Origin of the sequence: Amycolatopsis sp. NPDC049688 (genome assembly GCF_040674975.1) — a bacterium.
Classification (GTDB): domain Bacteria; phylum Actinomycetota; class Actinomycetes; order Mycobacteriales; family Pseudonocardiaceae; genus Amycolatopsis.
Window position 1 is genome coordinate 76,543 of record NZ_JBFANY010000023.1, and the last position, 24,735, is coordinate 101,277.

19 protein-coding genes and 1 pseudogene are annotated in these 24,735 nt (G+C 72.5%); 15 read left to right on the forward strand and 5 right to left on the reverse strand.

Translation table 11 applies throughout. The features are described 5' to 3' along the window. Positions 1-174: 174 nt before the first annotated feature. From AB0J55_RS42250 to AB0J55_RS42290, 9 genes and pseudogenes are all read left to right on the forward strand, one after another. Positions 175-1,029 carry a hypothetical protein gene (locus tag AB0J55_RS42250; RefSeq protein WP_364262558.1) on the forward strand — a complete coding sequence of 285 codons (855 nt, stop codon included), beginning with the start codon at positions 175-177 and terminating at the stop codon, positions 1,027-1,029. A 456-nt stretch (positions 1,030-1,485) separates the two neighbouring features. After that, entirely contained in the window at positions 1,486-1,752 is a 267-nt protein-coding gene (locus tag AB0J55_RS42255) for a hypothetical protein (RefSeq protein WP_004562703.1), read from the forward strand. A gap of 10 nt (positions 1,753-1,762) precedes the next feature. After that, entirely contained in the window at positions 1,763-2,242 is a 480-nt protein-coding gene (locus tag AB0J55_RS42260) for a hypothetical protein (RefSeq protein ID WP_364262562.1), read from the forward strand. Positions 2,243-2,245: 3 nt separating this feature from the next. Beyond that, positions 2,246-5,197, forward strand: coding sequence for an ATP-binding protein (locus tag AB0J55_RS42265; protein ID WP_364262565.1), 2,952 nt, complete (start codon positions 2,246-2,248; stop codon positions 5,195-5,197). Positions 5,198-5,300: 103 nt separating this feature from the next. Continuing rightward, a complete protein-coding gene (locus AB0J55_RS42270) occupies positions 5,301-7,361 on the forward strand; it encodes a magnesium transporter (RefSeq protein WP_364262568.1) in 2,061 nt (686 codons plus the stop codon). Between the two features lie 3 nt (positions 7,362-7,364). Further along, positions 7,365-7,967 carry a hypothetical protein gene (locus tag AB0J55_RS42275; RefSeq protein ID WP_364262571.1) on the forward strand — a complete coding sequence of 201 codons (603 nt, stop codon included), beginning with the start codon at positions 7,365-7,367 and terminating at the stop codon, positions 7,965-7,967. Between the two features lie 2 nt (positions 7,968-7,969). Next, the gene (locus AB0J55_RS42280) at positions 7,970-8,971 is read left to right on the forward strand and encodes a C40 family peptidase (RefSeq protein ID WP_364262574.1); all 1,002 of its coding nucleotides are present in this window, start codon (positions 7,970-7,972) and stop codon (positions 8,969-8,971) included. Positions 8,972-9,062: 91 nt separating this feature from the next. Then, positions 9,063-9,662 (forward strand): annotated as a pseudogene (locus tag AB0J55_RS42285) (hypothetical protein); the annotation flags it as partial. Between the two features lie 2,482 nt (positions 9,663-12,144). Next, a complete protein-coding gene (locus AB0J55_RS42290) occupies positions 12,145-12,330 on the forward strand; it encodes a hypothetical protein (protein ID WP_364262577.1) in 186 nt (61 codons plus the stop codon). Here the strand turns inward: AB0J55_RS42290 and AB0J55_RS42295 are convergent. After that, the gene (locus AB0J55_RS42295; protein ID WP_364262580.1) at positions 12,327-13,271 is read right to left on the reverse strand and encodes an ATP-binding protein; all 945 of its coding nucleotides are present in this window, start codon (positions 13,269-13,271) and stop codon (positions 12,327-12,329) included. The two genes, AB0J55_RS42290 and AB0J55_RS42295, sit on opposite strands and share 4 nt — an antisense overlap. 127 nt (positions 13,272-13,398) lie before the next feature. Between AB0J55_RS42295 and AB0J55_RS42300 the strand changes: the two genes are divergently transcribed. The 5 genes from AB0J55_RS42300 to AB0J55_RS42320 all read left to right on the forward strand — a co-directional run bounded on the left by AB0J55_RS42300 (position 13,399) and on the right by AB0J55_RS42320 (position 18,659). Further along, positions 13,399-14,805, forward strand: a complete 1,407-nt coding sequence (locus AB0J55_RS42300; protein ID WP_364262684.1) for an RNB domain-containing ribonuclease — start codon at positions 13,399-13,401, stop codon at positions 14,803-14,805. Continuing rightward, positions 14,802-15,569 (forward strand): helical backbone metal receptor, encoded by a 768-nt coding sequence (locus AB0J55_RS42305; RefSeq protein WP_364262583.1) that lies wholly within the window; start codon positions 14,802-14,804, stop codon positions 15,567-15,569. Before AB0J55_RS42300 ends, AB0J55_RS42305 begins: the two co-directional genes overlap by 4 nt. Positions 15,570-15,673: 104 nt before the next feature. Beyond that, complete coding sequence (locus AB0J55_RS42310) at positions 15,674-16,831, forward strand: serine hydrolase domain-containing protein (RefSeq protein WP_364262586.1); 1,158 nt, start codon at positions 15,674-15,676, stop codon at positions 16,829-16,831. A 44-nt stretch (positions 16,832-16,875) separates the two neighbouring features. Then, positions 16,876-18,006, forward strand: coding sequence for a histidine kinase (locus AB0J55_RS42315; RefSeq protein WP_364262589.1), 1,131 nt, complete (start codon positions 16,876-16,878; stop codon positions 18,004-18,006). Continuing rightward, a complete protein-coding gene (locus AB0J55_RS42320) occupies positions 18,003-18,659 on the forward strand; it encodes a response regulator transcription factor (RefSeq protein ID WP_364262592.1) in 657 nt (218 codons plus the stop codon). Before AB0J55_RS42315 ends, AB0J55_RS42320 begins: the two co-directional genes overlap by 4 nt. A gap of 117 nt (positions 18,660-18,776) precedes the next feature. On the opposite strand, the gene AB0J55_RS42325 is transcribed toward AB0J55_RS42320, so the two are convergent. Next, positions 18,777-20,204, reverse strand: coding sequence for an aldehyde dehydrogenase family protein (locus AB0J55_RS42325; protein WP_364262595.1), 1,428 nt, complete (start codon positions 20,202-20,204; stop codon positions 18,777-18,779). Further along, complete coding sequence (gene gabT, locus AB0J55_RS42330; RefSeq protein ID WP_364262598.1) at positions 20,201-21,556, reverse strand: 4-aminobutyrate--2-oxoglutarate transaminase; 1,356 nt, start codon at positions 21,554-21,556, stop codon at positions 20,201-20,203. Before gabT ends, AB0J55_RS42325 begins: the two co-directional genes overlap by 4 nt. A 102-nt stretch (positions 21,557-21,658) precedes the next feature. Here gabT and AB0J55_RS42335 point away from each other — a divergent pair, with 102 nt between their 5' ends. Next, a complete protein-coding gene (locus AB0J55_RS42335; protein ID WP_364262601.1) occupies positions 21,659-23,098 on the forward strand; it encodes a PucR family transcriptional regulator in 1,440 nt (479 codons plus the stop codon). Here AB0J55_RS42335 and AB0J55_RS42340 read toward each other — a convergent pair. Continuing rightward, positions 23,095-23,799, reverse strand: a complete 705-nt coding sequence (locus AB0J55_RS42340) for a cache domain-containing protein (RefSeq protein WP_364262604.1) — start codon at positions 23,797-23,799, stop codon at positions 23,095-23,097. The two genes, AB0J55_RS42335 and AB0J55_RS42340, sit on opposite strands and share 4 nt — an antisense overlap. Before the next feature lie 114 nt (positions 23,800-23,913). Beyond that, positions 23,914-24,666, reverse strand: a complete 753-nt coding sequence (locus AB0J55_RS42345) for an FCD domain-containing protein (RefSeq protein WP_364262607.1) — start codon at positions 24,664-24,666, stop codon at positions 23,914-23,916. Positions 24,667-24,735 lie beyond the last annotated feature (69 nt).

Genomic DNA, 24,735 nt, shown 5'->3' on the forward strand with positions numbered 1-24,735 from the left:
CCGTGTCGACCTCTCAATCACGCGTGTCGACCTCTCAATCACGCGTGTCGACCTCTCAATCACGCGTGTCGACTCCTCAATCACGCGTGTCGACTGCTCAATCACGTGTGATGCCCGGTCCGGGGGCCGAGCGTGTGGTTCCGTTGGGTGGTTACCCGGTAGTAGGGTGCCGCTATGGCGGGTGACGAGACGCGGTTCAAGTCGGCTTTCGATTCCTTGCACGCCTTGGCGTACTTCGCGCCCGAGGTCGATGCCGCGCTCACCGGCGCCGGGCTGCGGCCCGGCCGGATGCCGTACTTCGCGAGCCGGTCCGCGGCCATGGGGGCGGTCGGTCCCGAGGTCGTCGCCGCCACCTTCTACAACTTCAACCCCGAGGTCGTCGCCCGCGTGATCCCGCGCGCCTGGACCCTGGCGACGCCGGAGCAGGTCCTGGACGCGCGCCTCGACGGCGTCGACAAGGCCCTGACGCGCCTGCTGGGCGACCACGTCAAGAGCGACGAGGTCGCCGAAGCCGCCGAACTCGCGCGGGAAGCCACCGCCGGGTGCACCGGCGAAGGACGTCCCCTCTACGCCGCCCACGCCGGGCTCGCCTGGCCGGGGGAGCCACACCTCGTCCTCTGGCACGCGATCACCCTCGTCCGCGAGTACCGCGGCGACGGCCACATCGCCGCCCTCGTCCTCGAAGGGCTCGGCGGGCTCGAAGCGCTCGTCACCCACAGTGCCACCGGACGCGGGTTCAACCTCGCCGCCGCGAAGCTCACCCGCGGCTGGAGCGACGAGCAGTGGGCCGCCGCCGAGAGCCGCCTGACCGGACGCGGGATCCTCGACGCCGGAGGCGCGCTCACCGACGCGGGCGCCGCGCTGCGCGACCGCCTCGAGGTGGCGACCGAAACGGCCGCGCGGGCGCCGTGGGACCACCTGGGGCCCGAGCGGACCGCCCGGCTCGAGGAGTTGTGCCGCGGCCTCAGCCGCCGCGTGATCGAAGCCGGCGCCTTCCCGGACGGCGTCTTCGCGCTCGGGCGGCCCTGAATCTCGTTCAAGATCACGCTATGTAGTGAAAAAGTTGTGAAGTATCGGACACCCCGTGACGGACAGCACTCACGGTCAAGATCGACATGCGTGCCGACCGGCGGATGGTCGTCACACAGCGGACTCGCGCGACACGGCCGTTCGTGTCATGCAACACTGTTCCAGGCCGCACAACGGCCCGAGCGCAAGTACCCACAGTGAGCAAATCCCGGGCAATGGGGTGAGTTCGTCAGCACACTGAGAAGTATGGGTGGCCGGGGTTCAACCCGAGGGCCCTTGCCGCGATGATGGTGGGCGTGGAGTTTTCGCGTGCCATCCGCACAACGCCGGTTGACGAGCCAGCCGGTCTCTACGCTTCGCACTTTGACCACTACCCCTCGTAGCCCCCATGATGTTGTTCGAAGCACCGCCTGAGCCAGAACCGCGCGGCCCCCACCGCGCACCGGGAGTATCGCGATGATGACCTTGACCACCCTCGACACGCTGGCCGCCGGCGAGCTGGGCACCGGAAACGTGCGCCAGTGGCTGCTCGACAACGTCATCCCCCTGGTGCTGCTGGCCGTCGCGCTCCTGCTCCTGTGGCTGGGCGGCGGCAAGGGCGACAACGCCGGTGTCATGCGCCGGCTCGCCGGCGTGGTCATCGCGCTCGCCATCATCGGTCTCGCGGTCAGCGGCGCGGGCGTGAACGTGGGCCAGTGGATCGCCGGCCTGTTCACCGGCTGAGGCGGCCCGCGTGCGCATCAGGACCGATGACGAGGTTTACCGGGTCGACGCCGTGTGGCTCGGCCCGCCGAAAGCGACTTTTCCCTGGAGAGCCCGGTACGTCGCCTGGCTCATCGGCATCCCGACGTTCTTCCTGGTCCTCGGCGTAGAACGCTGGGCCGGGTGGAGCTTCGGGTTCTTCTCGACGGCGTGGGCGTTCGTCGCCACCATCGTGATCACCCGGCTGCTCACGGCCAAGATCAGCCACGAGCGCCCGCTCGGCGCCGTGGTCGCGATGGCCGGGCGCGAGCTCAACACGCCACGGGAGCGGACCACCGGGACGGGGGGCGCGGTCAGCGCCAGCCGCATCCGGGTGCGGGCCGAGCGCCCGCTGCCGAAGCACCGCCGCAGGCGGCAGTACCAGCACCACGGCGGCCCGCCGGGTGCCGTCACCCAGGGAGCACCACGAGCGCGCCGGAGCCGGGGCAACCCGGCTCGGGCCGGGAGGTAGTCGTTGTTCGGTCGCGGCGGTAGCCGAGGAAAACGGGGTCGGGACACCCACTCGGGCGCATGGCAACCGCCCGAGCAGGTCCGCGCTTCGCGGAACGGCTCGGGGAACAAGGCGCGCCTGCCCGGCGAGCAGGCGATTCCCGCCTACACCCCGTCCATCGCGGTGCGCAGCATCGACGGGCACCTGGTCCGCACCGGCGTCGAGGTCTACGCCTGGTACCGGCTGGCGCCGCAGCGCTGGTCGTTCCGCTCGGACTCGCAGCGGCGCGACCTGATCGCGGCCATCGCCGGCCAGTACGCCGAGCTGCAGGGCCGCTGGCTGCACCTGCGCGTGACGAACCGGCCGTACCCGATCCGGATGTGGGCCGAGGCGCACGTCTACAACGCCCACAACCGCCCCGGAGACGTCCCGGGCGCGCTGTCGTTCGACGACTACCTGATCGGCGAGCAGCAGCAGCTGATGGGCCGCTCGATGGCCGAAAAAGAGGTCTACCTGGGGGTCCAGGTGCAGACCCGGCGCATGGTCGACCGCGCGGTCGAGCGGGCCGCGCCGGTGCTGCGCAAGATCCTGCCCGAGGCCGTCGACGCCGAGCTGACCGCGCTGGACTCCGAGGTCGAGCACCTCGACCAGGTCATCGGCAGCGCCGGGCTGGAAGGCCGTCCGGTGCACGCCGAGGAGATGTCCTGGCTGATGCACCGGTCCTGTTCGCTCGGCCTGCCCGCGCCGCGGAACATGCCGGCGGTGCCGGGCGCGGCCTGGGAGCCGGAGGACCTGGCCAGCTTCACCGACGCCGCCGACTACTACGCCGACCCGTACGCGCCGACGGTGACCGTCCGCGGCCGCACCGGCTCCAACGCCGGCGTCTCGCGGCACCTGGCGATCCTCACCGTCGGGCAGATGCACGGCCTGCAGATCCCCGAGGTCGACGACCCGTGGATCCAGCACGCCGACCGCCTGCCCGCTGCGGTCGAGGTGTCCGCGCGCATCTACGTCCGGCGGCCCGAAGAGGTCGCCGGTGAGCTGCAGCGGCAGATGAACAAGGTGCGTTCGCAGGTCAAGCACTACACGGACGAGCACGAGCTGGAACCGCCGCAGTCGCTGTCCCGGCAGGCCGGGCGGGTGCTGGAGATCGACGACGAGATGACGTCGGGCTTCACCGCGCTGGCCACCCGCGTCCGGTCGTGGTGGCGGCTGGCGGTGTCCGGCCCGACCGAGCGCGACGCGCTGCGCCTGGCCCAGCAGCTGCTCGACCTGTACAAGCCGAAGATCGCCATCGAGCACCCCGAAGCCCAGTACGCGATGGCCCGCGAATTCATCCCGGGCGAGCCGCTGGCCTCGGCGGCGTACATGCGCCGCGGTTCGGTGGTCTGGGCGTCCTCGGCGGTCCCGACGGCGACGGCGGAGGTCGGCGACCGCCGCGGCATCCTGCTCGGCGAGACGTGCACGGCGACCCGGCGCCCGGTGGCCTGGGATCCCTGGATGGCCCAGGAAATCCGCGACGGCTCGGGCCTGACGGCGATGGTGGCGGGCCTGGGTGGTGGTAAGTCGTTCCTCGGCGGCGGCATCGTCTACAAGACGCTGCGCGCGGGGGCGAACTGGACGATCCTCGACCCCTCGGGTCCGTTGTCGCGGCTGTGCGACCTGCCGGAACTGCGGCCGTACGCGCGGCCGATCAACCTGCTCAACGCCCAGCCGGGGATCCTGAACCCGTACCGGGTGGTCGCCGAGCCGCTGATCGAGCACTTCATGGACGAGGACGACCCCGAGCGCTCGTGGCGCCGCGAGAAAGCCCTCGCGGGCGCGACGCGACGGCGTCTCGTGCTGGACGTCCTGACCGGTGTCCTGCCGTACGAGGTCTCGCGGATGGCGCAGACGCGGATCGTGCTGCTGCGCGCGGTCCGGGCCGTGGGCGGCCGCTTCGACGCCGATCCGGGCCAGGTAATCGATGCCCTGCGCCGGGATTCGTCGGAACACCACGAGCACGCGGGCGTCGTCGCGGACTTCCTCGACGAGATGCGCGAGCGGATGGCGCTGCTGATCCCGGAGACGGACGCGGACCCGTACTCCGAGACCCGCGACGACCGCCTGACGGTCCTGACGATGGCCGGGCTGACCCTGCCGAAGGACGGCGTCCCCCGCGAGTACTGGACGGACGCGGAGTCCCTGGGTGTCGAGATGCTGAACCTGGCGGCGTGGCTGACCCAGCGGTCGGTGTACGAGAAGCCGAAGGAGATGCGCAAGGGCGTCTGGATCGACGAGGCGTTCTTCCTGTCGGAGGTGCCCACGGGCCGCGTGCTGATGAACCGCTTCGCGCGTGACTCGCGGAAGTGGAACGTCCGGGTGCTGCTGTCGTCCCAGATCCCGGCGGACTTCCTGAAGATCCAGGGTTTCGTGGCGTTGCTGGACTCGGTGTTCGTGGGCCGCTTGGACGACGACGATGCTCAGGCCGACGCTTTGCGTCTGCTGAAGGTGCCTGTCGGCGTCGGGTACGAGCAGGTCGTGGCAGCTCTGGGCCGACGTCCCGGGGCGCAGCGGGGTATCGAGCGGGACGTGGAGCCCCGCCAGTTCATCTTCGGCGACGGCGCGGGCGGCGTGGAGCGCATCCGAGTCGACTTCTCGGGGCCGCACCTGGACCACCTGCGCGCGGTCATGGACACGACCCCGGGGTCGAAGGACGCGGCGACCCGCCGCCCGGGCAACGAGCTGGCCCTGCCGGTCACGGAGGAGAAGAAGCCGTACGTCCCGGTACCCCCGGAGGACGACATCGAGCTGGAGCAGGACTTCGAGCTGGCGGCGGAACTGGAGGTCGGCCTGGCCGACGAGAACCTCCTGGGAGCTCCGGATCCCTTGGCTTCGGAGACGGGCGAGGTGGAGGGCGGGGTCCAGCCGTCCAACGGGCAGCAGCAACACGCCCGTACCGGTGGAAAGGGCGGCCCCGGCCGGGACGCCGCATGAACGCGGCCCGGGAACGAGGCGTGCGCGCAGGCGCGAGCCCCGGCGGCCGGGTCGCGGTCCACCGCCCCGGAGCCAGTCCTGCCGTGACCGCGGGGGGTGCCGCATGAACACCATGCTGACGTTGGCAGTGCTGCTGACGCTGGCCGCCGGGTGGCACACGCTGAAGCGCCGGATCAAGGAAGGCCCGCGGCCCCGGCGCGTGCCGGGTCGTAAGGCGACCATGTTCGCCGTGATGCTCGTCCTCGGGCTGCAGGCCATCGCCACGGCCCCCGCGGCCAGCGCGGCGGCGTGCGGCGAAGCACCGAACCCGGAACGCCCGGGGGCCGGGATGGTCGGCGCGATCGACCCGCCGGAGGGCCACGGCGAGCCGAACAGCGCGTACATCGACTACGGCTACGCCGGCATGGTGTGGAACACCTTCGAGACCAACTGCTCGGCGCTGAACCTGACCCCGGCGGGGTCCACTTTGGACACTTGGGGTGGCAACCAGCTGTTCAACCTGGGTAAGAACATCGTCGGCGCCACCAACTCGCTGCACTACACGGTGCTCGAGGGCGGCCTGCTGAACCCGATCTACAACGCGGTGAAGTCGGGCGCCGAGAAGGTTTACAACAACATCTACGCCCAGCTGTTCGGCCTGGTCGCGCTGGTCCTGTCGATCATGATGTTCCGCAACATCTGGCGGGGCGACCTGGCGGCGGTCAGCAAACGCGCGCTCTACGCACTGGCCGGCGTCTGGCTCGCCGCGTCCTCACTGGCGATGTTGCGCTACTTCGACCCGATCGACAAAGCGATCGTCCAGACCACGACGAACATCCAAGCGGGCTTCGTCGACGAGAGCGGCGACCGGATCATCCGGGACATCCTGCCCACCCAGCTGCACACCCAGATCGTCTACAACAACTGGCTGCGCGGGGAGTTCGGGACCCCGTCGGCGCCGCAGGCCGAGCAGTACGGCAAACCCCTGCTCGACGCCCAGGCGTTCACCCGCAACCAGCTGGTCAACGGCGACGACGGCAACCAGGCCGTCATCGACGGCAAGAAGAACGCCTACAAGGACATCTCCACCAAGCTCGGCCCGGCCACCGGCTACTTCACCGGCGAAGCAGGCGGCCGCACCGGCGCCGGCTTCCTCTCCCTCGGCCAGGCCCTCGTCTACTCCCTCTTCCAGCTCCTGGCGAAAGCGTCAGTACTGCTGGCCCAGGTCCTCATCCGCCTCTTCGCCCTCACCGCGCCCCTGATCGGCCTCATCGCCCTCCTGCACCCGGAGATCCTCCGCCGCGTGCTCAAGGTCGCCGGCGGCGTGGCCTTCAACCTCGTCGTGCTCTCGGTCCTCGCCGGTGTGCACGCCCTGCTGCTGCAGGCCATCTTCGACGCCGGCAACTCGCTGAACATGCTCACGCAGATGGTCCTCGCCGGGCTCATCACCGTGCTGCTGTTCATGGTCGGCCGGCCCGTGCGCCGGTTGTGGCAGATGGTCGAGATGTCGGTCAGCATGGTCGGGGCCGCCGTGCCGTCGCCCGGGGGCGGGATCTTCTCGCGGTTCCGGCGCAACAAGAACGGCCCGACCCCGCAGGACGAGTTCTGGCAGAACGTGCGCGACACCGACGACGTCGTCGACGGCGAGCAGCGCGGCCCGCTCGGCGCCACCGCCGGCGGCGGGCGGTTCCGGCCGGAAGCCACGATCTTCGCCAACGCGCAGCGCCTCGACAGCGGCGCCTCTCGCCCGGCCGCGGCTTGGTCCGGCGCCTGGCCGGGGGCCGTCGGAGGCGGCGGGTCCGCGGGCGCGCTGCCCGCCGGCCGTCCCGGCGCTCCGGTGTTCGGCCAGTACAACCCGGCCAACGGCGACGGCGGTGAGTACGTCGTCGTCGGCGCCGGTGGCCGGCCGACCACGCGGGAGGAGAGCCGGCGCGTCGACACCTCGCCGGTGGCCGACCGGCGGTGGAGCGACGAACCCGAGCCCGTCGTCGTGCCCTCCGACCTGCGCCCGCCCGAGTCGACTTTCAGCGACTACGCGCCGCGCACGCCGGGCGTTCGCGCCCAGCCGCGGCGCGTCGACCCCGAAGTCGTCGCCGGCAAGCCGGTCTTCGTGCTCTACCGGCCGTCGCGCGGCATCGAAGTCCGCGAAGAACCGCGTGACACCGACCAAGTGCTGGGGCGGTGACCGATGCCGATCCGCACCAACCGCGGCCGCACCGCGGTCTACCGGCGCCTGTGGGGCTGGCCGCTGCGCTCGCCCCGCCACCTGATGGGCACGCTGGTCTTCCTGGCCATCCTCATCACCGCGCTCGGCATCGTGCTGCCCAAGGCGATCGGCAAACCCCAGGCCAAAGCGGCGCCGCCCACCTCGGGGACGACGACGTCGGTCACGACGACGCAGCCGGGCATCGCCGCGCCCGTGCCGACGTCGAACCTGCCGACGCGCCTGTCCACGCCGCTGGCCACCCCGACCCCGACGGCGCCAAACGGCGACGCGATCCGCGTCGCGAAGGAGTGGGCCGCGGCCTGGGTCAACCACCCGGCCGGCATGACCTCCGAGCAGTGGCTCGCGCAGCTGAAGCCGTTCACCACCGAGGAGTACCTGCCGGTGATGGGGACGGTGGACCCGGCGAACATCCCGGCGACCAAGGTCACCGGTGAGCCGGTGGTCGGCACGTCGTACCCGAGTTCGGTCCAGCTGACCATCCCCACCGACGGGCCGAAACTGGCCATCACGGTAGTGAACACCAACGCCGGCTGGCGGGTCGCCGACTACGACCAGGCGAGCTGACCGTGCGGCGCCTGGGGTTGTGGCTGGGACTGATCGTGTTCGTCGCGGTCGGCGCCCTGGTCGTGACCGCGGTCGCCGCGAAGGTCGTCATCGACAACCAGCAGGCGCAGGCCCGGGGCGTGTCCCTGATGAGCTGCGACGCCTCGGTCGGGCCGACCCAGCCCGGCCAGGGCGACCGCGGGACGGTCGACGCGTCGAAGCTCGACGACGAGCAGCGCGGGATCGTCGCGCTGATCATCTCGGTCGGCAAGCAGCGGTCGCTGGCGCCGCGCGCGTGGCAGGTCGCGATCCAGGCCGGGATGACCGAGTCCGGGCTGCACAACCTCACCTACGGCGACCGCGACTCCCTGGGCATCTTCCAGATGCGCCCGTCGATGGGCTGGGGGACGTTGGCCCAGGTCACCGACCCGACGTACGAGGTCAACAAGTTCTACGACGTGCTGCTGGCGGTCCCGGACTGGGAGAACCGGCGGCCGGGCGACGCGGCCCAGGCGGTGGAGCGCTCGGGCTTCCCGGACCGCTACCACAAGTGGGAGCCGATGGCGGCGACCCTGGTGGAGAAGGTCGGCCAGGTCGTCGACGTCGTCGCCTGCGGCACCGGCATGGGGGCGCTGCTGCCGCCCAGCCAGGCCGCCGGGAAGGCGATCGGTTTCGCGCTGGCCGAGCAGGGGAAGCCGTATGTGTGGGGTGCCACAGGCCCGGACTCGTACGACTGTTCGGGTCTGATGCTGCGGGCGTACGAGTCGGCGGGGATCATCCTGCCGCGCGTGTCCCGCGACCAGTACCACGCCGGCGCGTTGCTGCCGGTGCGGGAGGCACAGCCCGGTGACCTGCTGTTCCTCGCCACGGATCCGTCGGACCCGTCGTCCATCCACCACGTGATGATGTACCTGGGCGACGGCAAGGTGGTCGAAGCGCAGCAGACGGGTGTGCCGGTGCACACGCGGGCATTCTCGTTCGACGAGCGTGAACTGGTGCCGCAGGCGGTCCGCCCCGGCGTTTAGCATGGGTTCGAGAGGGCCTTGACACCGATCGGCACCCGACGTCGCGGCGCTTCCACGAGCAGGTGGCCGCGTACTGGCAGAGGATGAGCACGTGGGACGCAAATTCGGCAGGCGAGGCAAGTCCGGAGCGGGCGAGCCCCATGACCCGGCGGCGCTGTTCGGTGCACCCCAGCCGCCCCGGCAGTCGGCTCGTCCCGCGTCCAGCACCCCGCTGGCCGACCAGCTGAGCCAGGGCTACCCGGGCGTCGACGCGGGGTACGTGGTGCTGCCCCGGTCGTTGGCGGAGGGCATGTCGCTGCCGTGGCAGCACCAGATGGCGGCGCTGCTGGCCCAGTTCCACGCGGAGCACGCCGGGCTGGCGTGGCCGATCTACCGGGTGGTGCCATCGAGGTACGAGAAGCTGGCGGACCTCGACGAGGAGCAGCTCGCGGAGGCGGGCTACCTGGTCGAGATGGACGCCGACGGCGAGATGGTCTACCGCGAGCGAAGCGGCCGGAAGGTGGACGACCCGGAGAACACGTCGGTGCTGGTCTCGTGCCTGGACCCGATCCCGAAGCCGGCAGGCCGCCCGGCCCCGCCGGCGGCATCCCCCGGAGGCCAGGTGCCGGCCCCTGCGCCGGCCCCGATGAACATCGGCCCGGCCCCGGTGTGGCGCACGGTGCCCCACCCCCCGCCGGCGCCGTCGGTACCGGGGACACCGGAGCAGCAGGTCCCGGGTTGGGGGCGCGCGCGTCCCGAGGCGGTTTCGCCGGAGTGGTCGGTGACGGGGGAGCCGGACCTGCCGGGGCCGGTACGGGCCCCTTCGCCGCGGCATGCGGCCGGTGCGGCTGCCGTGGGGCAGCCGTCGGCTGAACCGGTGTGGAACGGTGCTGGGGCGGGTGCTCCGGCCGAGGTGAGTCCGCCGGAGATCGCGACTGCGGAGCGCTCGGCGCAGGGAAGCGCGGCTCCCGCACCGGCTGGGGATGAATCGGCATCGGGACAGCCGGCCGTCGGTATTTCGGCGGAGCCGGTGTCGGGTGAGGTGGGTGGTTCGGAGGTCGGCGCGCGGGGTTCGGCGGAGCCGGAGGTACCGGCGGAACCGGCGACTGAGGCGAGCCGCCGCGAGGCAGAGCCCGCGCTGAGTGCGGGTAGCCCCGAGGTCGCGCGCAGTTTGGCGGAGCCGGAGCGCGCCGCGACGGAGCCGGCGAGCGAGGTGGGGCGCCCGGAGGCGATCGCCCACACCGCGGCCGGACCGGCGTCGAGTGAGGCGGGTCGTCCCGAGGGCGCCGCGCAGGGTTCTGCAGAGCCGGAGGCTTTTGCATCGGCTCCGGGGCAGGCGGCGCCTAGCCAGGCGGGTCGTCCTGAGACTGTCGCGCGCAGTTTGGCGGAGCCGGAGGCTTTCGCATCGGCTCCGGGGCAGAGCCAGACGGGTCGTCCTGAGACTGTCGCGCGCAGTTTGGTGGAGCCGGAGCGTGCGGCGGCGGAGCCGGCGAGCGAGGTGGTCGCCCGCACCGCGGCCGGACCGGCGCCGAGTGAGGCGGGTTCCACCGCCACCCGTAGCTCGGAGCCGGAGGCTGCCGGGCGCGCCTCGGCGGAGCCGGCGAGTGAGGTGGGGCGCCCGGAGGCTGCCGCATCGCCTGCGGTTGGACCGGCCCCAGGGGAGGCGAGCCGGCCGGAGGCCGCTGCATCGGCCGGACCGGTGCGACCCGAGGCTCCGGAAGGCGCGGTTCCCTCATCGGCTGAAGGGGGACCGGGCGACGCAAGTCATCCGGAGGCCGTCGCCTCCGAACCGGCCGAGCCAGCGCTGCGGCAGCCGGAGGCTGCCGCGCAGGCAGCTGAGCGGGCGCCGCTGAGTCAGCCGCAGGCTGAATCGGTGCCGCAGCACGCGGACCGGCCGGAGGCTGCCGCACCGGGAGGTGAGCGGGTGCCGGATGAGGTGAGTCAGCCGGAGGTGCACGCAAATCTCCCCGAGACTGCCGCGCCGACAGCGGTTGAATCCTCGCCGAACGAGGCTGTTGTTCCCGCTCCAGCCGAATCGGCACCGCGCCACGCGGCGCAGCCGGAGGCACCCGCTGCGGTTGGCCGCACCTCGAGCGAGACAAGCCAGCCGGAAGCCCCGGCTGAGCCACAGGACGTGGACCGGTCTGAGGCACCGCCTGAGCCGGCGCCGCAGGCCCCGGGCGGCTCCGGAGCATGGAATGCCGCCCGTCTGGACGCGGCCGAATCGGCCCCGGACGACCGGCCGCAGCCGGAGACACCGGTCGCCGCCGAGCTCACGGCAGAAAACGCACGTAGGCCGGAACAACAGCCGGCCGCGCACCAGACGGCTCCGGCGGCCGGCCCGCAGCCGCCCGCCGAACCACCCGCGCCTGCCGCCCCTCCGCAGCCACCAGCAGCTCCGGAGCCTCAGCCGATGGCCGGTTCCCAGCTGCCCCGGCCGCCCTGGGGCACCCCCGATCTGCCGGCTCCCGGCCGCATCCCCACCTACGGACCCGGCCCTGAAAGCGGCGCCCGCTCGAATCCGCCCCTGTGGGAAGCCCCCACCGCGAACCCGCACCCGGCTGCGGCTACGTACTCGCCCGAGGCTCCCGCCGCCAACCCGCAGCCAGCTGCGGCTTCGCATCCGCCGGAGGCCGCCAACCCGCACCTGGCTGCGGCTTCACACCCGCCGGAGGCTGTCAACCCGCACCCGGCTGCGGCTCCGCACCCCCCCGAGGCTGCCCCCGCCTACCCGCACCCCACCGCCGCAGGTGCAAACCCGCCCGAGACCACCCCCACCCACCCGCACCCCGCCGCCGCAGCTCCGATCCCCCTGCCGCCCAAGCCCGCCCCCACCACCCCGCAACCCGGGACCAAGCCCGTCTTCCCCGGCCCGGAGTCCACCCCCCAACCGTTCCCCACCCGCCACGCCGCCCCGGCGCGGCCGGTCTTCCCCGGCCCCGGCACCATGCCGCCCGTTCCGCCCGCTCCCAACGCCCGGCCCGTGTTCCCCGGCCGGGACACCCCCCTCCCGCAACCCACCCGGCAAGAACCCGAAACCCCGCCCCGAGGCACCCCGCGCGGCTGGTTCGACGAGTTCCCCGAGCAACCCGAACCCGAAGAACCCCAGGACTTCGGCCCCACCGGGCAGCCCACCGAGATCCCGTACCGCTACAAGCGCTGAAAAACCGGCGCGAGGGTGCGAACCTAAGGTCATGGCCAAAGACCCGAACCCGGACCCGGGGTGGTACTACAACACCCGCACCCACCAGGTCGAGCACCTCGAACGCAGCCGCGGCATCGACCTGCTCGGCCCCTACCCGGACGAGGCCACCGCCCGGCGCGCTCTCGAAATCGCCCGTGAGCGCACCCGGCGGGCCGATGCCGAGGACGACGACTAGACCGCCAGCTGCGGGCCCAGCACGAATTCCGGGTCCACCTGCGAGACGAGGTCGGCGCCCGCCCAGGCCCGCGCGTTTCGCAGGTGGAACTCGACCGCCTGGCGCTGGTAGCGCGCCCAGTCGCGCTTTTCCCCGTCCACTGTTGCCAGCATCGATCGCAACGTCGAGAGGTTGCGCGGCTCGAGCTCGGTGATCGGCCGGGCCGCGCCGCGCTCCGCTGCGCGTACGTGCCCCGATGCCGACATCCACCCCAGCAACGCCGAGCCGACCTGGTCCTGCAGGAACTCGACGTCCTCCGCGTCCGTCACCTTGTTCCCGACCACCACGAGCCGCACGCCGAAGTCGCGCGCGTAGTCCGCGTACTGGCGGTACACCCCCACGCTGCGGACCGTCGGCTCGCACACCAGGAACGTCACGTCGAACCGCGTGAACAGCCCGGAAGCGAATGCGTCCGCGCCCGCCGTCATGTCCATCACGACGTACTCGCCCTCGACGTCCACCAGGTGGTTCAGCAGCAGCTCCGCCGCTCCCACCTTCGAGTGGTAGCACTTGACGCCGAGGTCGTCCTCGTCGAACTGCCCGGTGACGCCGAGCCGGACGCCGCCCAGCTGCCGGAAGCACGCCGCGAACACCGGGTTGTCCTCGAACGGCCGGACCAGCCGCGACCCGCGTCCCGGCGGCGTCGTCTTGATCATCGACGCCGCGTCGGGGATCCGCGGGTTGTCGCCGCGCAGGTAGTCCTTGATCAGCGTCATGTTGTCGCCGAGCGTCGGCCAGGCGAGCGCTTCCTCCTCGGTCGCGCCGAGCGCCACCGCGAGGTGCTGGTTGATGTCGGCGTCGATGGCGAGCACCGGCAGCCCGGCGTCGGCGAGGTACGCGACGAACAGCGACGACAGGGTGGTCTTGCCGCTGCCGCCCTTGCCGACGAACGCGATCTTCACGGGAGAGACCTTTCTGGCAATGAAGACGGTTTTCATTTTACCCGGGCAACGTACACCCGACCGGCCCGCGCCCGATCGGGCGATCTCCGGGCCCGGAGCGGGTTAGGGTTGGGGGGTGCCTCCCCTCGTGATCAGGACACACTCGGCGGGCGGGGACTTCGGCCCCCTGCGTGCCGAGTTTTCGCTGCCGGAGTCGTTCGGGCCCGAGGTGCTGGCCGAGGCGGAGGCGGCGGTCCTCGACCCGCTCGCCAGCGCGGGCCCCCGCGAGGACGCGACGGACCTGCCGCTGGTCACCATCGACCCGCCCGGCGCCAAGGACCTCGACCAGGCGATGGTCGTCGAGAAGACCGCGCACGGCTTCCGCGTGCACTACGCGATCGCCGACCTCGCCGCGTTCGTCCCGCCCGGCGGCGCGCTCGACCGGGAGTCGCGCCAGCGCGGGCAGACGCTCTACCTGCCGGACGGCAACGTCCCGCTGCACCCGCCGGTGCTGTCCGAAGGCGCGGCGAGCCTGCTGCCGGGCGAAATCCGGCCCGCGGTGCTCTGGACCATCGAGACCGACGACGCCGGCGAGCCGACGGCCACCCGGGTGCGCCGCGCGCTGGTCCGGTCCACCGAGCAGTTCGACTACGAGACGGTGCAGGCCGCGCTCGACGCCGGGAACCCGCACCCGTCGGTGGCCGCGCTGCCGGAGCTGGGCCGGCGGCGGCGCGAGCTGGCCGTCCGGCGCGGCGCGGTCGAGCTGCAGCTGCCGGAGCAGGAGATCACCGGCGACCCGGACGGCGGCTGGGTGCTGGCCCGCCGCCCGCGCACCGCCGTCGACGCCTGGAACGCCGAAATCTCGCTGCTCACCGGCATGGCCGCGGCGCGGATCATGCTCGACGCGCGGATCGGCGTCCTCCGCACGTTGCCCGACCCGGAACCGGAGGCCGTCGACTGGCTGCGCCGTTCGGCCGAAGCCCTGGGGATCGCCTGGGCGCCGGGGACGACCGTTTCGGAGTTCCTGTCCCGGCTGGACCCCGGGCAGCCGGCGTCGATGGCCCTCTACGCCGACACGACCCGGCTGCTGCGCGGCGCGGGCTACACGGCGTTCGACGGCGAAGTGCCCGCGCTGACGACGCACGCGGGCATCGGCGGCGCGTACGCGCACGTCACGGCGCCGATCCGGCGGCTGGTCGACCGGTTCGCGACGGAGATCTGCCTCGCCGTCTCGGCCGGCCGCGAGGTCCCGGACTGGGTGCGCGCGGCGCTGGCGGACGTCCCGGAGCGGATGAGCGCGTCGGACACCCTGGCGGCGAAGGTCGAGCGGGCGTGCATCGACCAGGTCGAGGCGTGGGTGCTGGCCGAGCACGTCGGCGGCGAGTTCAGCGCAGTGGTGCTGCGCGCGGACGAGAACAAGGCGGAGATCCTGGTCGAGGACCCGACCGTGATGGCGAAGTGCGCGGGGGAGCGGCTGACCGCGGGCGAGCGCATCGCGGTCCGGCTGACCGCGGTCGACGTCGAAAAGCGGAAGGTGTCGTTCGAGCGCGCATGACGTACCTCGTCGACGACCTCGGGGAACCGGTACCGCTGCGCGGCCCGGCGTCCCGGGTCGTCTCCCTGGTGCCGTCGCTGACCGAGGCGGTCGAGGTCAGCGCGCCCGGCCGGCTGGCCGGCGCGACGGACTACTGCACGCACCCGTCTACTTTGGACGTCCCACGGGTGGGCGGCTCGAAGTACCCGAAGCTGGACCGGGTGCTCGACCTGGCGCCGGACCTGGTGCTGGCCAACGCGGAGGAGAACCGCCAGGAGGACGTGGAACGCCTGCGCGCCAACGGAATTCCGGTCTGGGTGATGGCGGCGGCGGCTTCGGTGCCCGCGGCTTTGGGCTCCCTGCGGCGGATCCTGACCCAGGCGTACGAACTGGACGAGCCGGAGTGGCTGGTCGAGGCGGAGGAAGCCTGGCGCGAGACCCGGCCGGTGCGGTTCCACGCGGTGGTACCGGTGTGGCGCAAGCCGTGGATAGTCGTGGGCCGCGACACGTTCGCGGGCGACGTCCTGCGCCGGGTGGGGGTCGCGAACGTGTATGCGACGTCGGAGGAGCGCTACCCGCGCCCGGACGTGGAGGAACTGCGGGCACGGTTGACGGCGGACGCGGACCTGCTGGTGCTGCCGGACGAGCCGTACCTGTTCACGGAGGACGACGGCCCGGACCACTTCCCGGACGCGCGGTACGTGCTGGTTTCGGGCCGGTACCTCACCTGGTACGGACCTTCGCTGGTCGAGGCGCACGCCGCGCTGACGGACGCGCTGGACTAGTCCTCGGGAGTGAGTCGCGGAATCGCTCTCACCGGCGATCCGCCGCGGGCCGCGGAAAACCATGATCGAAGGCACCACGACAGCCTCTCCGAGGAGCCTTCACGATGATCAAGCTCGTTGCCGCCACCTTGCTCGCCGCCACTCTCGCGGGCACCGCCACGCCGGCGTCGGCCGGCACTTTCGGCCATGCCTGCGTCGCGCCGGAACCCCTGGACACCGCCGCTCTCGAGCGGGCGATCGCGGGCCTGCCGAACGATGACGTGACCGCCGCGCTGGTCCGCGCCACCGGCCCGGACGGGTGCTGGTCCGGCACCGCGGGCGTCGCCGACCGCCGCACCGGGACACCGGTCAACCCGGACGCGCGGTTCCGGATCGGCAGCGTCACCAAGGTCTTCACCGCCGTCGTCGTGCTGCAGCTGGTCGCCGAACACCGGATCGACTTGGCCGGCACGGTGCAGGAGTACCTGCCGGGCCTGCTGCCCGCCGGGTACCCCGCGGTGACCGTCCGGCAGCTGCTGGACCACACCAGCGGCCTGCCCAGCCCGGTGCTCGACGACGAGAGTGTCGAATACCAGCTGGCCCACCGGTTCGACCGCTGGACGCCGGAGCAGTACGTGGCGGCGGCGTTCGCCCAGGGGCGCAAGGAGTTCGAGCCCGGCCGGATGCAGCACTACCGCAACATCGGCTACATCATCGCCGGGATGCTCGTCGAGAAGATCACCGGCCGCAGTTACGAAAGCCAGGTGCGGGACCGGATCGTCCGCCCGCTGCGCCTCACCGGCACGACGGCGCCGGGTCACGATCCCGCGCTGCACGGGCCGTTCGTGCACGGGTACCAGGAGATGACCGATGGCTCCCTCCAGGACGTGACGCGCTGGGACCAGTCGTTCGGCTGGGCGGCCAGCGCGATCGTCTCCACCACGAACGACCTCGACGTCTTCACCGAGGCGTTGCTGGGCGGAAAGCTCCTGCCGCCGTCGGTCCAGGCCGAGCTGTTCGCCGTGCCCCCGGTCGACGACCTCACCGGCAAGCACGCGAGCTACAGCGTCGGCTTGCAGCGCTTCACGCTCCCTGGCGTGGGGGAGGTCTGGGGCAAGAGCGGCGGCCGGTACGGCTACCTCGCGGGGCTTGGCGGCACGCGCGACGGCCACCGCCGGCTGGTGTACGGCCTGACCGCGAACGACGCCAAGAACGGTGACAACCCGACGCCGGTCACGCAGCGGATCGTCGCGGCCGGGATGACGCTGGCGGCGCGCGGGTGACCGGGTGGGCGGCGGGAACCGGGGAGCGGGCAGGATCGCGTCCTGTGTCCGCCTTCCCGGGGCTCGACCCCTTGCGCCGTCGCCTGCGCGCGCTGCCCGCCGCAGGTGTCGACGCGGCGCTGGCCGTGGGCGTGGCGGTCGCCGGGGCGTGGCCGTTCTTCTCCCGGACCAACCCGGCCGGCGGGTCGTGGCACCCGTGGGGGGTGGCCGTCGTGCTGCTGGCGGCGGGCGCGGTGGGGGTGCGGCGGCGGTTCCCGCTCGTGGTGCTCCTCGCGGGGCTGATCGGCGCGTGGGCCTACGACGTCGCCGGGAACGTCCCTGCCCAGCCGGTCTGGTACGGCGTTCTGATCGCGCTCTACACCGTCGCCGTGCGGTCGGCGCCGTGGACGCGGATCGCCGCTCTGGTCCTCACGGTCGGCGGGAGCCTGCTGACGGCGTCGTCGGAAACGGCGCTGCGCAGCGGGATCCTCTTCGTCGCGGCTTACGCGATCGGCCGTGCCGCGGTGACGGCGCGGGAGCGGGCCGAAGGGCTGGAGCGCGAGCGGCTCGCCGAAGCCGTCCGGGCCGCGGAACGCGAACGCGCCCGGATCGCCCGCGACATGCACGACATCCTGTCGCACGCGGTCAGCCTCATGGTCGTGCAGGCGGAAGCGGGCCCGGTCGCCCTGCGAGGCGACCCGGCCCGCGCCGAGGCGGCGTTCGACGCGATCGCGTCGTCCGGGCGGGACGCGATGGCCCAGCTGCGCGGGATGCTCTCGGTGCTCAAGACCGACGACCGCTCGCACGACCCGCAACCGACGCTCGCCGACCTGCCGGGGCTGGTGTCGGGCGCGTCCGGCGCGGGGGTGGACATCGCCTTCTCGGTCTCCGGCCGGCCGGGCGAGCTGACGCCGGATGCCGAGGTCGCCGCGTACCGCATCACGCAGGAAGCGCTCACCAACATCGTCAAGCACGCGGACGCCCGGCACGCCGGCGTCCGCCTCGACTGGCAGGACGGCACCTTGACCCTCGAGATCACCGACGACGGCCGCGGGACGGGCGGACCCGGTGCCGGCGGACACGGCCTGATCGGCATCCGCGAACGCGCCACCGCGTGTGGCGCCGAGGTGACGGCCGGCCCGCGACCGGACGGCCCGGGTTTCCGCGTGCGCGTGCGGTTCGGGGTGCGGGCATGACCGTGCGAGTGGTCGTCGCGGACGACCAGGACCTGGTCCGGGCCGGATTCGCGATGATACTGGGGGCCCAGCCGGACATCGACGTCGTCGCGGAGGCAAGCGACGGCGCCGAGGCGGTCGAGGCGGTTCGCGCGCACCAGCCGGACGTGCTGCTGCTCGACATCCGGATGCCGCGCATGGACGGCATCGAGGCGGCGGAGATCGTCTGCGCCGAGACGGCGTGCCAGGTGCTCGTGCTGACGACGTTCGACCTGGACGAGTACGTCTTCGAAGCGCTGCGGGCCGGCGCGAGCGGGTTCCTGCTCAAGGACGTCCGCCGCGACGACCTCGTCCGGGCGGTCCGCGCCGTGGCGACGGGGGACGCGCTGCTGGCGCCGTCGGTGACGCGCAAGCTGATCGCGCGGTACACGGCCCGCCCGGCCCTGCCGCCCTCCCCGGCGCGGCTGGCGGAGCTGACCACCCGGGAACGGCAGACGCTGACCATGATCGCCCGCGGACTGTCGAACGCGGAGATCGCCGCCGAGCTGGTGGTCAGCGAACACACGGTGAAGACCCACGTGAGCAACCTGCTGAGCAAGCTCGGGCTGCGAGACCGGGTCCAGGCGGTGATCGTCGCCTACGAAACCGGTCTCGCCGTCCCGGGCGGGGCTTGAAGCGTCAGCGGTAGGCGGTCGCGTCGACGGTGATGAGCCGGGAGCCTCTGCGTGCCAGAGTCATGAGGCGGGCTCAGCGGGCCGTCCACGTCGAGCAGGATCAGCGGTCTCACACGCTTACAGCGTTAGACCGGTCAACACCGTTACGCGCTCCTCCGTGAAGTCCGCCATCGCCGCCGCCGGCCCCTCCCGGCCCACGCCCGAGTCCTTCACCCCGCCGTACGGCATCTGGTCCGCCCGGAAGCTCGGCACGTCACCCACGATCACGCCCCCCACCTTCAACGCGGCCGACACCGAGAACGCCGTCGGCACATCCCGGGTGAACACCCCCGCCTGCAAGCCGAACCGCGACGCGTTGATCCGCGAGACACCCTCTTCGACGGAACCGACCCGGACCAGCGAAACCACCGGCCCGAACACCTCCTCCGCCATCACCGGCGCGTCCTCGGGCACGTCCGCCAGCACCGTCGGCTCCACCGTGGCCCCCGACTGGCCGCCGCCCGTCAGCAGGCGGCCACCCGCCGACACCGCCGACGAAATCCACGACGACACCCGGGAAGCCGCGTCGAGGTTGATCAGCGGTCCGACGTCGACACCGTCCGCCCGCGGGTCGCCGGTACGCAACGCCGCGACCTGTGAAAGCACCTTCGCTTCCAGAGCGTCGTACACGGAAGAGTGCGCGTACACCCGCTGCACCGAGATGCACGACTGCCCCGCCTGGTACATCGCGAACGTCGCGATCCGCTGGGCCGCGAAGTCCAGGTCCGTCCAATCCGGACAGACCAGGACCGCCGCGTTGCCGCCCAGCTCCAAGGCCACGTGCTTGCGCGGGACGCGGTCGCGGATCGCCCAGCCCACCGGGACCGACCCGGTGAACGACACCACCGGCAGCCGCGGGTCCTCGACCAGGCGGGACGACGTCTCGTTGTCCACCGGCAGGATCGACCACGACCCCGCCGGGAGGTCCGCCGACGCCAGGATTTCGCCCAGCAGCAATGCCGTCAGCGGGGTCGCCGGAGCCGGCTTGAGCACGATCGGGGCGCCCACCGCGATCGCCGGGGCCACCTTGTGCGCCACCAGGTTCAGCGGGAAGTTGAACGGCGTGATGCCCAGCACCGGCCCGCGCGGCACGCGCCGGACCAGGGCCAGCCGGCCGGTGCCGCCCGCGTCCGTGTCGAGCCGCTGCAGCTCGCCCGAAAACCGGCGGGCCTCCTCCGCCGCCCAGCGGAACGTCGACACCGCGCGCCCGACCTCGCCGCGCGCCCACTTCAGCGGCTTGCCCGACTCGGCCGTGATGAGCGAAGCGATCTCTTCGGACCGCTCACCCAGCGATCGGGACACGTGGTCCAACGCCCCGGCGCGGACGTGCGCGGGCAGCGTCGCGAACTCGTCGGCGACGTCGTGCGCCGCCTGCACCGCCGCCTCGACGTCCGATGGCGACGGGACGAAGTGGGACCCCGCCGCAGAACCGTCGTAAGAGTGCGTCACCGAGGCGGTCGCACCGCCGGTCACCGGCTTGCCGGCCACCCAGAACGGGAAAGTCATGCGCGGGCCTCCGCGCGGACAGCGTGCTCGAGCACCGAAAGGCCCTCGTCGAGCAGGTCGTTGGGCAGGGACAGCGGCGGCAGCAGCCGGACGACGTTGCCGTAGGTGCCGCAGGTCAGCACCACCACGCCGGCCCGGTGGCAGGCCGCCGCGACGCGCTTGGTCAGGTCCGCGTCGGGCTCGGTGGTGCCGGGGCGGACGAACTCCGCGGCCAGCATCGCGCCGCGCCCGCGGACATCGCCGATCACACCCGTTTCCGAAGCCAGCGCCCGCAACCGCGGCAGGACGGCGCCTTCGATGCGCTTGGCCGACGCGGCGAGGTCCTCGTTCTTCATCGTCTCGATCGAGCCCAGCGCCGCGGCGCAGGCGATCGGGTTGCCGCCGTACGTGCCGCCGAGGCCACCCGGCGGAACCGCGTCCAACAGGGAAGCGCGGCCGGTGACGGCGGACAGCGGCAGGCCGCCCGCGATGCCCTTGGCCGTCGCGATCAGGTCCGGCACCACGTCCTCGTCGGACGAGGCGAACCACGAACCGGTGCGGCAGAAGCCTGTCTGGACCTCGTCGGCGACGAACACGACGCCGTTTTCGCGGCACCACGCCGCAATCGCGGGCAGGAATCCCCGCGCCGGCTCGATGAACCCGCCCTCACCCTGGATCGGCTCCAGGACGACTGCGGCCACCTGGTCGCCGCCGATCTGCTTTTCGATCCGGTCAATGGCCAGCGCGGCCGCCTCGGGCCCGGACAGGCCGTCGCGGAACGGGTACGAGCCCGGCACCCGGTAGACCTCGGGCGCGAACGGGCCGAAGCCGTGCTTGTAGGGCACGGACTTCGCGGTCATGCCCATCGTCAGGTTGGTGCGGCCGTGGTAGGCGTGGTCGAACACGACGACGGCCTGGCGCCCGGTCGCCACCCGCGCGATCTTCACGGCGTTCTCGACCGCTTCGGCGCCCGAGTTGAACAGCACCGACTTCTTCGCGTGGTCGCCCGGCGTCAGGTCGGCCAGCGCTTCGCAGACCTCGACGTACCCCTCGTACGGCGTCACCATGAAACAGGTGTGGGTGAACCAGCACGCCTGCTTGCGGACGCGGTCGACGACGGCCGGCGCGGAGTGCCCGACGTTGGTCACCGCGATGCCGGAACCGAAGTCGATCAGCACGTTGCCGTCGGCGTCGGTGAGCAGGCCGCCGCTGGCGGAGGTGACGTAGACGGGCAGCACCGAGCTGACCCCGGCGGCGACGGCGGCGGTGCGCCGCTGCTGCAGCTCGCGCGAGACGGGCCCGGGGATCTCGGTCTGCAGCCTGCGCTGGCGGGGCGCCGGGGCCTGGGGCCCGGCGGTGGTGCTTGCGGTCACGGCGTGCTCCTGGGGAAGGCGGTGGACGTCCTCAGGATGAGTCCCGCGGCGACCGCCGTCAGCTGGCCGTTCCGTACAGATCGGCGCGTACGATTGGCCGTTATGGCACTCACGCTGGCCGGCTTGGCCGCCGAGCGCCCGCTCGGACTGCGGGTGCTGACCGGCGACGACCTCCTGGACCGCCCGATCGGCTGGGTGCACCCGACCGAGCTGACCGACCCGCAGGCGTTCCTCGAGGGCGGGGAGCTTCTGCTCACCACCGGCCTGGCCCTGGACGAGGAGACGTCGCCGGCCTACGTGCGCCGCCTGGTCGACGCCGGGGTGGCGGGCCTCGGCTTCGGCGTCGGGCTGAGCCACGAGTCCGTGCCGCGCTCACTCGTGGCGACGGCGGCCGAGGTGGGGCTGCCGGTCCTGGAGGTCCCGCGGGAGACGCCGTTCATCGCGATCACCCGCGCGGTGTCGCGGGCGGTGGCGGCCGACGAGTACGCGACGACGGTCCGGATCGGCCGCGCGCAGCAGGAGCTGACCCGCACGGCGGTCGGCAAGGGCGGCCCGGCGGGGGTGTTGCGCAAGCTGGCGAAGCTGGTCGACGGCTGGGTGCTGCTCTTCGACCGGACAACCGTCAGCGAAGCTGCTCCGGCGAGCGCACGTGCGTACGGCGCTTCGCTGCGCGAAGAGCTGGAGCGCCTTCGCACCGGTACGCGAGTTGTCGCGCTCGACGGCCAGGAAGTCGTGCTGCAGACCCTCGACACCGGCGCACGCCGGGTGCTCGCCGTCGGAGCGTCGCTGGACACGGCGGGACGGCACATCGTCAACACGGCGGTTTCGGTGCTTTCCCTGGCCCTGGAACAGGATCGCGCGCAGGCGGCGGCGCGGGAGGCGTTGCGGACCGGCTTGCTGGAGCTGCTGGTGGGTGGCCAGGCCGAGCTGGCGCTGCGGGTGCTCGCCGCTTCCGGAGCCGAGATGCCGGCCGCGCCGTGGTCGGTGCTGGTGTTCGCGGGCGCGCCCGCCGCGCGGCGCAAGCTGCTCGGCGCGCTGGAGAACGAACCGGTGTTCGCCGCGCGGTACGGCTCGTCGGTGGTCACGCTCGGCAGCGCCGACGTGGTGACGGACGCGGCGCTGCGGGTCGGCGGCCTGCACGGGGGCGTGGCGGGCCCGGTGTCCGCGACGGATTTCGCGGCCGGGCTGGAGCAGGCGGAACTGGCGTGCCGGGTCGCGGAGGCGGAGGGCAAGATCCTGGTGTCGGCGGCCGAGCACTCGGCCCGCGGCCTGCTGTCGCTCATCGACCCGGTGGTGGCCCGCGTCTACGGCGAGAACCTGCTGGCCCCGCTGCGCCGCCACGACGAAACGGGCCGCGGCGACCTGGTCGGCTCGCTGCGCTGCTGGCTGGCGCACCACGGCCACTGGGACGTCGCCGCGGCCCGCCTCGGCGTCCACCGGCACACGCTGCGGAACCGGATCACCAAGGCGCAGGAGCTGCTGGGCCGCGACCTGGACGCACCGGGCGTCCGCGCGGAACTCTGGGTGGCGTTGCAGACCTAGCTGACCAGCACGATCGGTGAGTCCCCGCAGCGACGCCGGCCCGGCCCGGGCTCCGCGCCCGCTGACCACCACGCCGGGACGTCGGCCTCGCGCACCAGCGAGCCCGTCGGCTGCCGGACGCTGTTGGACACGATCACCCGCCCCTGCGCGTTCAGCAACGCCGCCCCGCGCCCCAGCGAACGCAGCCGCGGCCGGACCGCCCGCTCGAACTCGCGCACGTAGACGTCCGCGCCCACGACGCCCGCGAAGGCGGCGGAGCGGAACACCGGGATGGTGAACGTCAGCGTGTACTCGTCGGTGCACAGGTAGTCGACGTACGGGCCGTTGATGTGCCGCCGTCCGGTGTCGCGCGGGACCGTGAACCACGACTGGCGGGTGTAGTCCAGGAAGTTCTCGCTCGCCGGGTCGAGGCTGATGAACAGCTGGGCCGGCTTCGAAGAAGAGCCCGTCCACCACTCGAAGCCGAACTCCGAATCGGAAAGCACGTTCGGGGCGCTGACGAACCCCGCGCCGATGATCAGCCCGCCCAGCGCCTCGGTGATCTGCGGGCGGATCCGGTGCAGCGCGGCCGCGGTGGGCGTGTCCGCCAGCACCGACTCGGCCGCCGCCAGCAGCGGCTTCAGCCGTTCGAAGACCCCTTCCACCAACGCCGAGACCTGCTCGACGACCTCGTCGCCGGCCAGCGTGCGGGTGTCGTTCACGGTGCTCACCTCGATGCGCGGAGTGAAGGGCGTCGCTGATCCGGCCAAAAGCAGGCCGCCCTACCACGGCACGTCACCGTTGCCGCGAAGCCTTCGGCCGTGACTGTGGCCGGATCAGTGACCATCGGCAGAGTACGGGGCGAGCAGGTCCAGGTGCACGTCCGCGAGCCGGTCGAGCGCGCCCAAGAGGTGCTCCTCGGTCAGCTTGCGGGCCAGCTCGCCGTCGGCGGCTTCGATCGCCGCGGTGATCGCCACGTGCTCTTCGCAGGAGTGTGCTCCAGACCCGAGCGGCAGCCACAGCAGTCCGCCCAGCTCGCTCTGCAGGTGGACCTCTTCGTGCGTCAGGCGCGGCGACTGCGCGGCCGCCGCGACCTCGAGGTGGAACTGCCGCTCGGCCCGGGTGAAGTCGATGCCGTGCGCGGTGCGGAGGTCGTCGGCCGCCAGCCGCAGCCGGGCGACGTCCTCGGGGGAGCTGCGCTCGGCGGCGAGCTTCGCGGCGGCCCCGGCGATCGCCAGGTAGTGGTCGCCGACGTCCCGCAGATCCGACAGGGACACCTCGGCCAGCCGTGCGCGCCACGCGTCCGGTGGCGGGTTGGCCGGCGCACGGACGAAGCTGCCGCCGCTGCGGCCCCGGCGCGTCTCGACCAGGCCCTGCTGCCGCAGCGCCACCAGCGCCTCCCGGACCGTCACGGTCGAGACGCCGAACTGCGCGGCCAGGTCGGCCTCGCTGGGCAGCTGCTCCTCGTCGGCCAGCAGGCCCAGCGTGATGGCGTCGACCAGCCGCGCCGCCACCGCTTCCGCCCGGCCGACCTGGCCGAGCGGCGCGAACATGGCGGATCGCGCGCTGTGCGACATGCCCTTGCGCATCGTGCCCCTTCGCCGGACTACCCGTTCGCACCAATCTTGCCTGATCCTCTTGTCCTATTACATATGGAC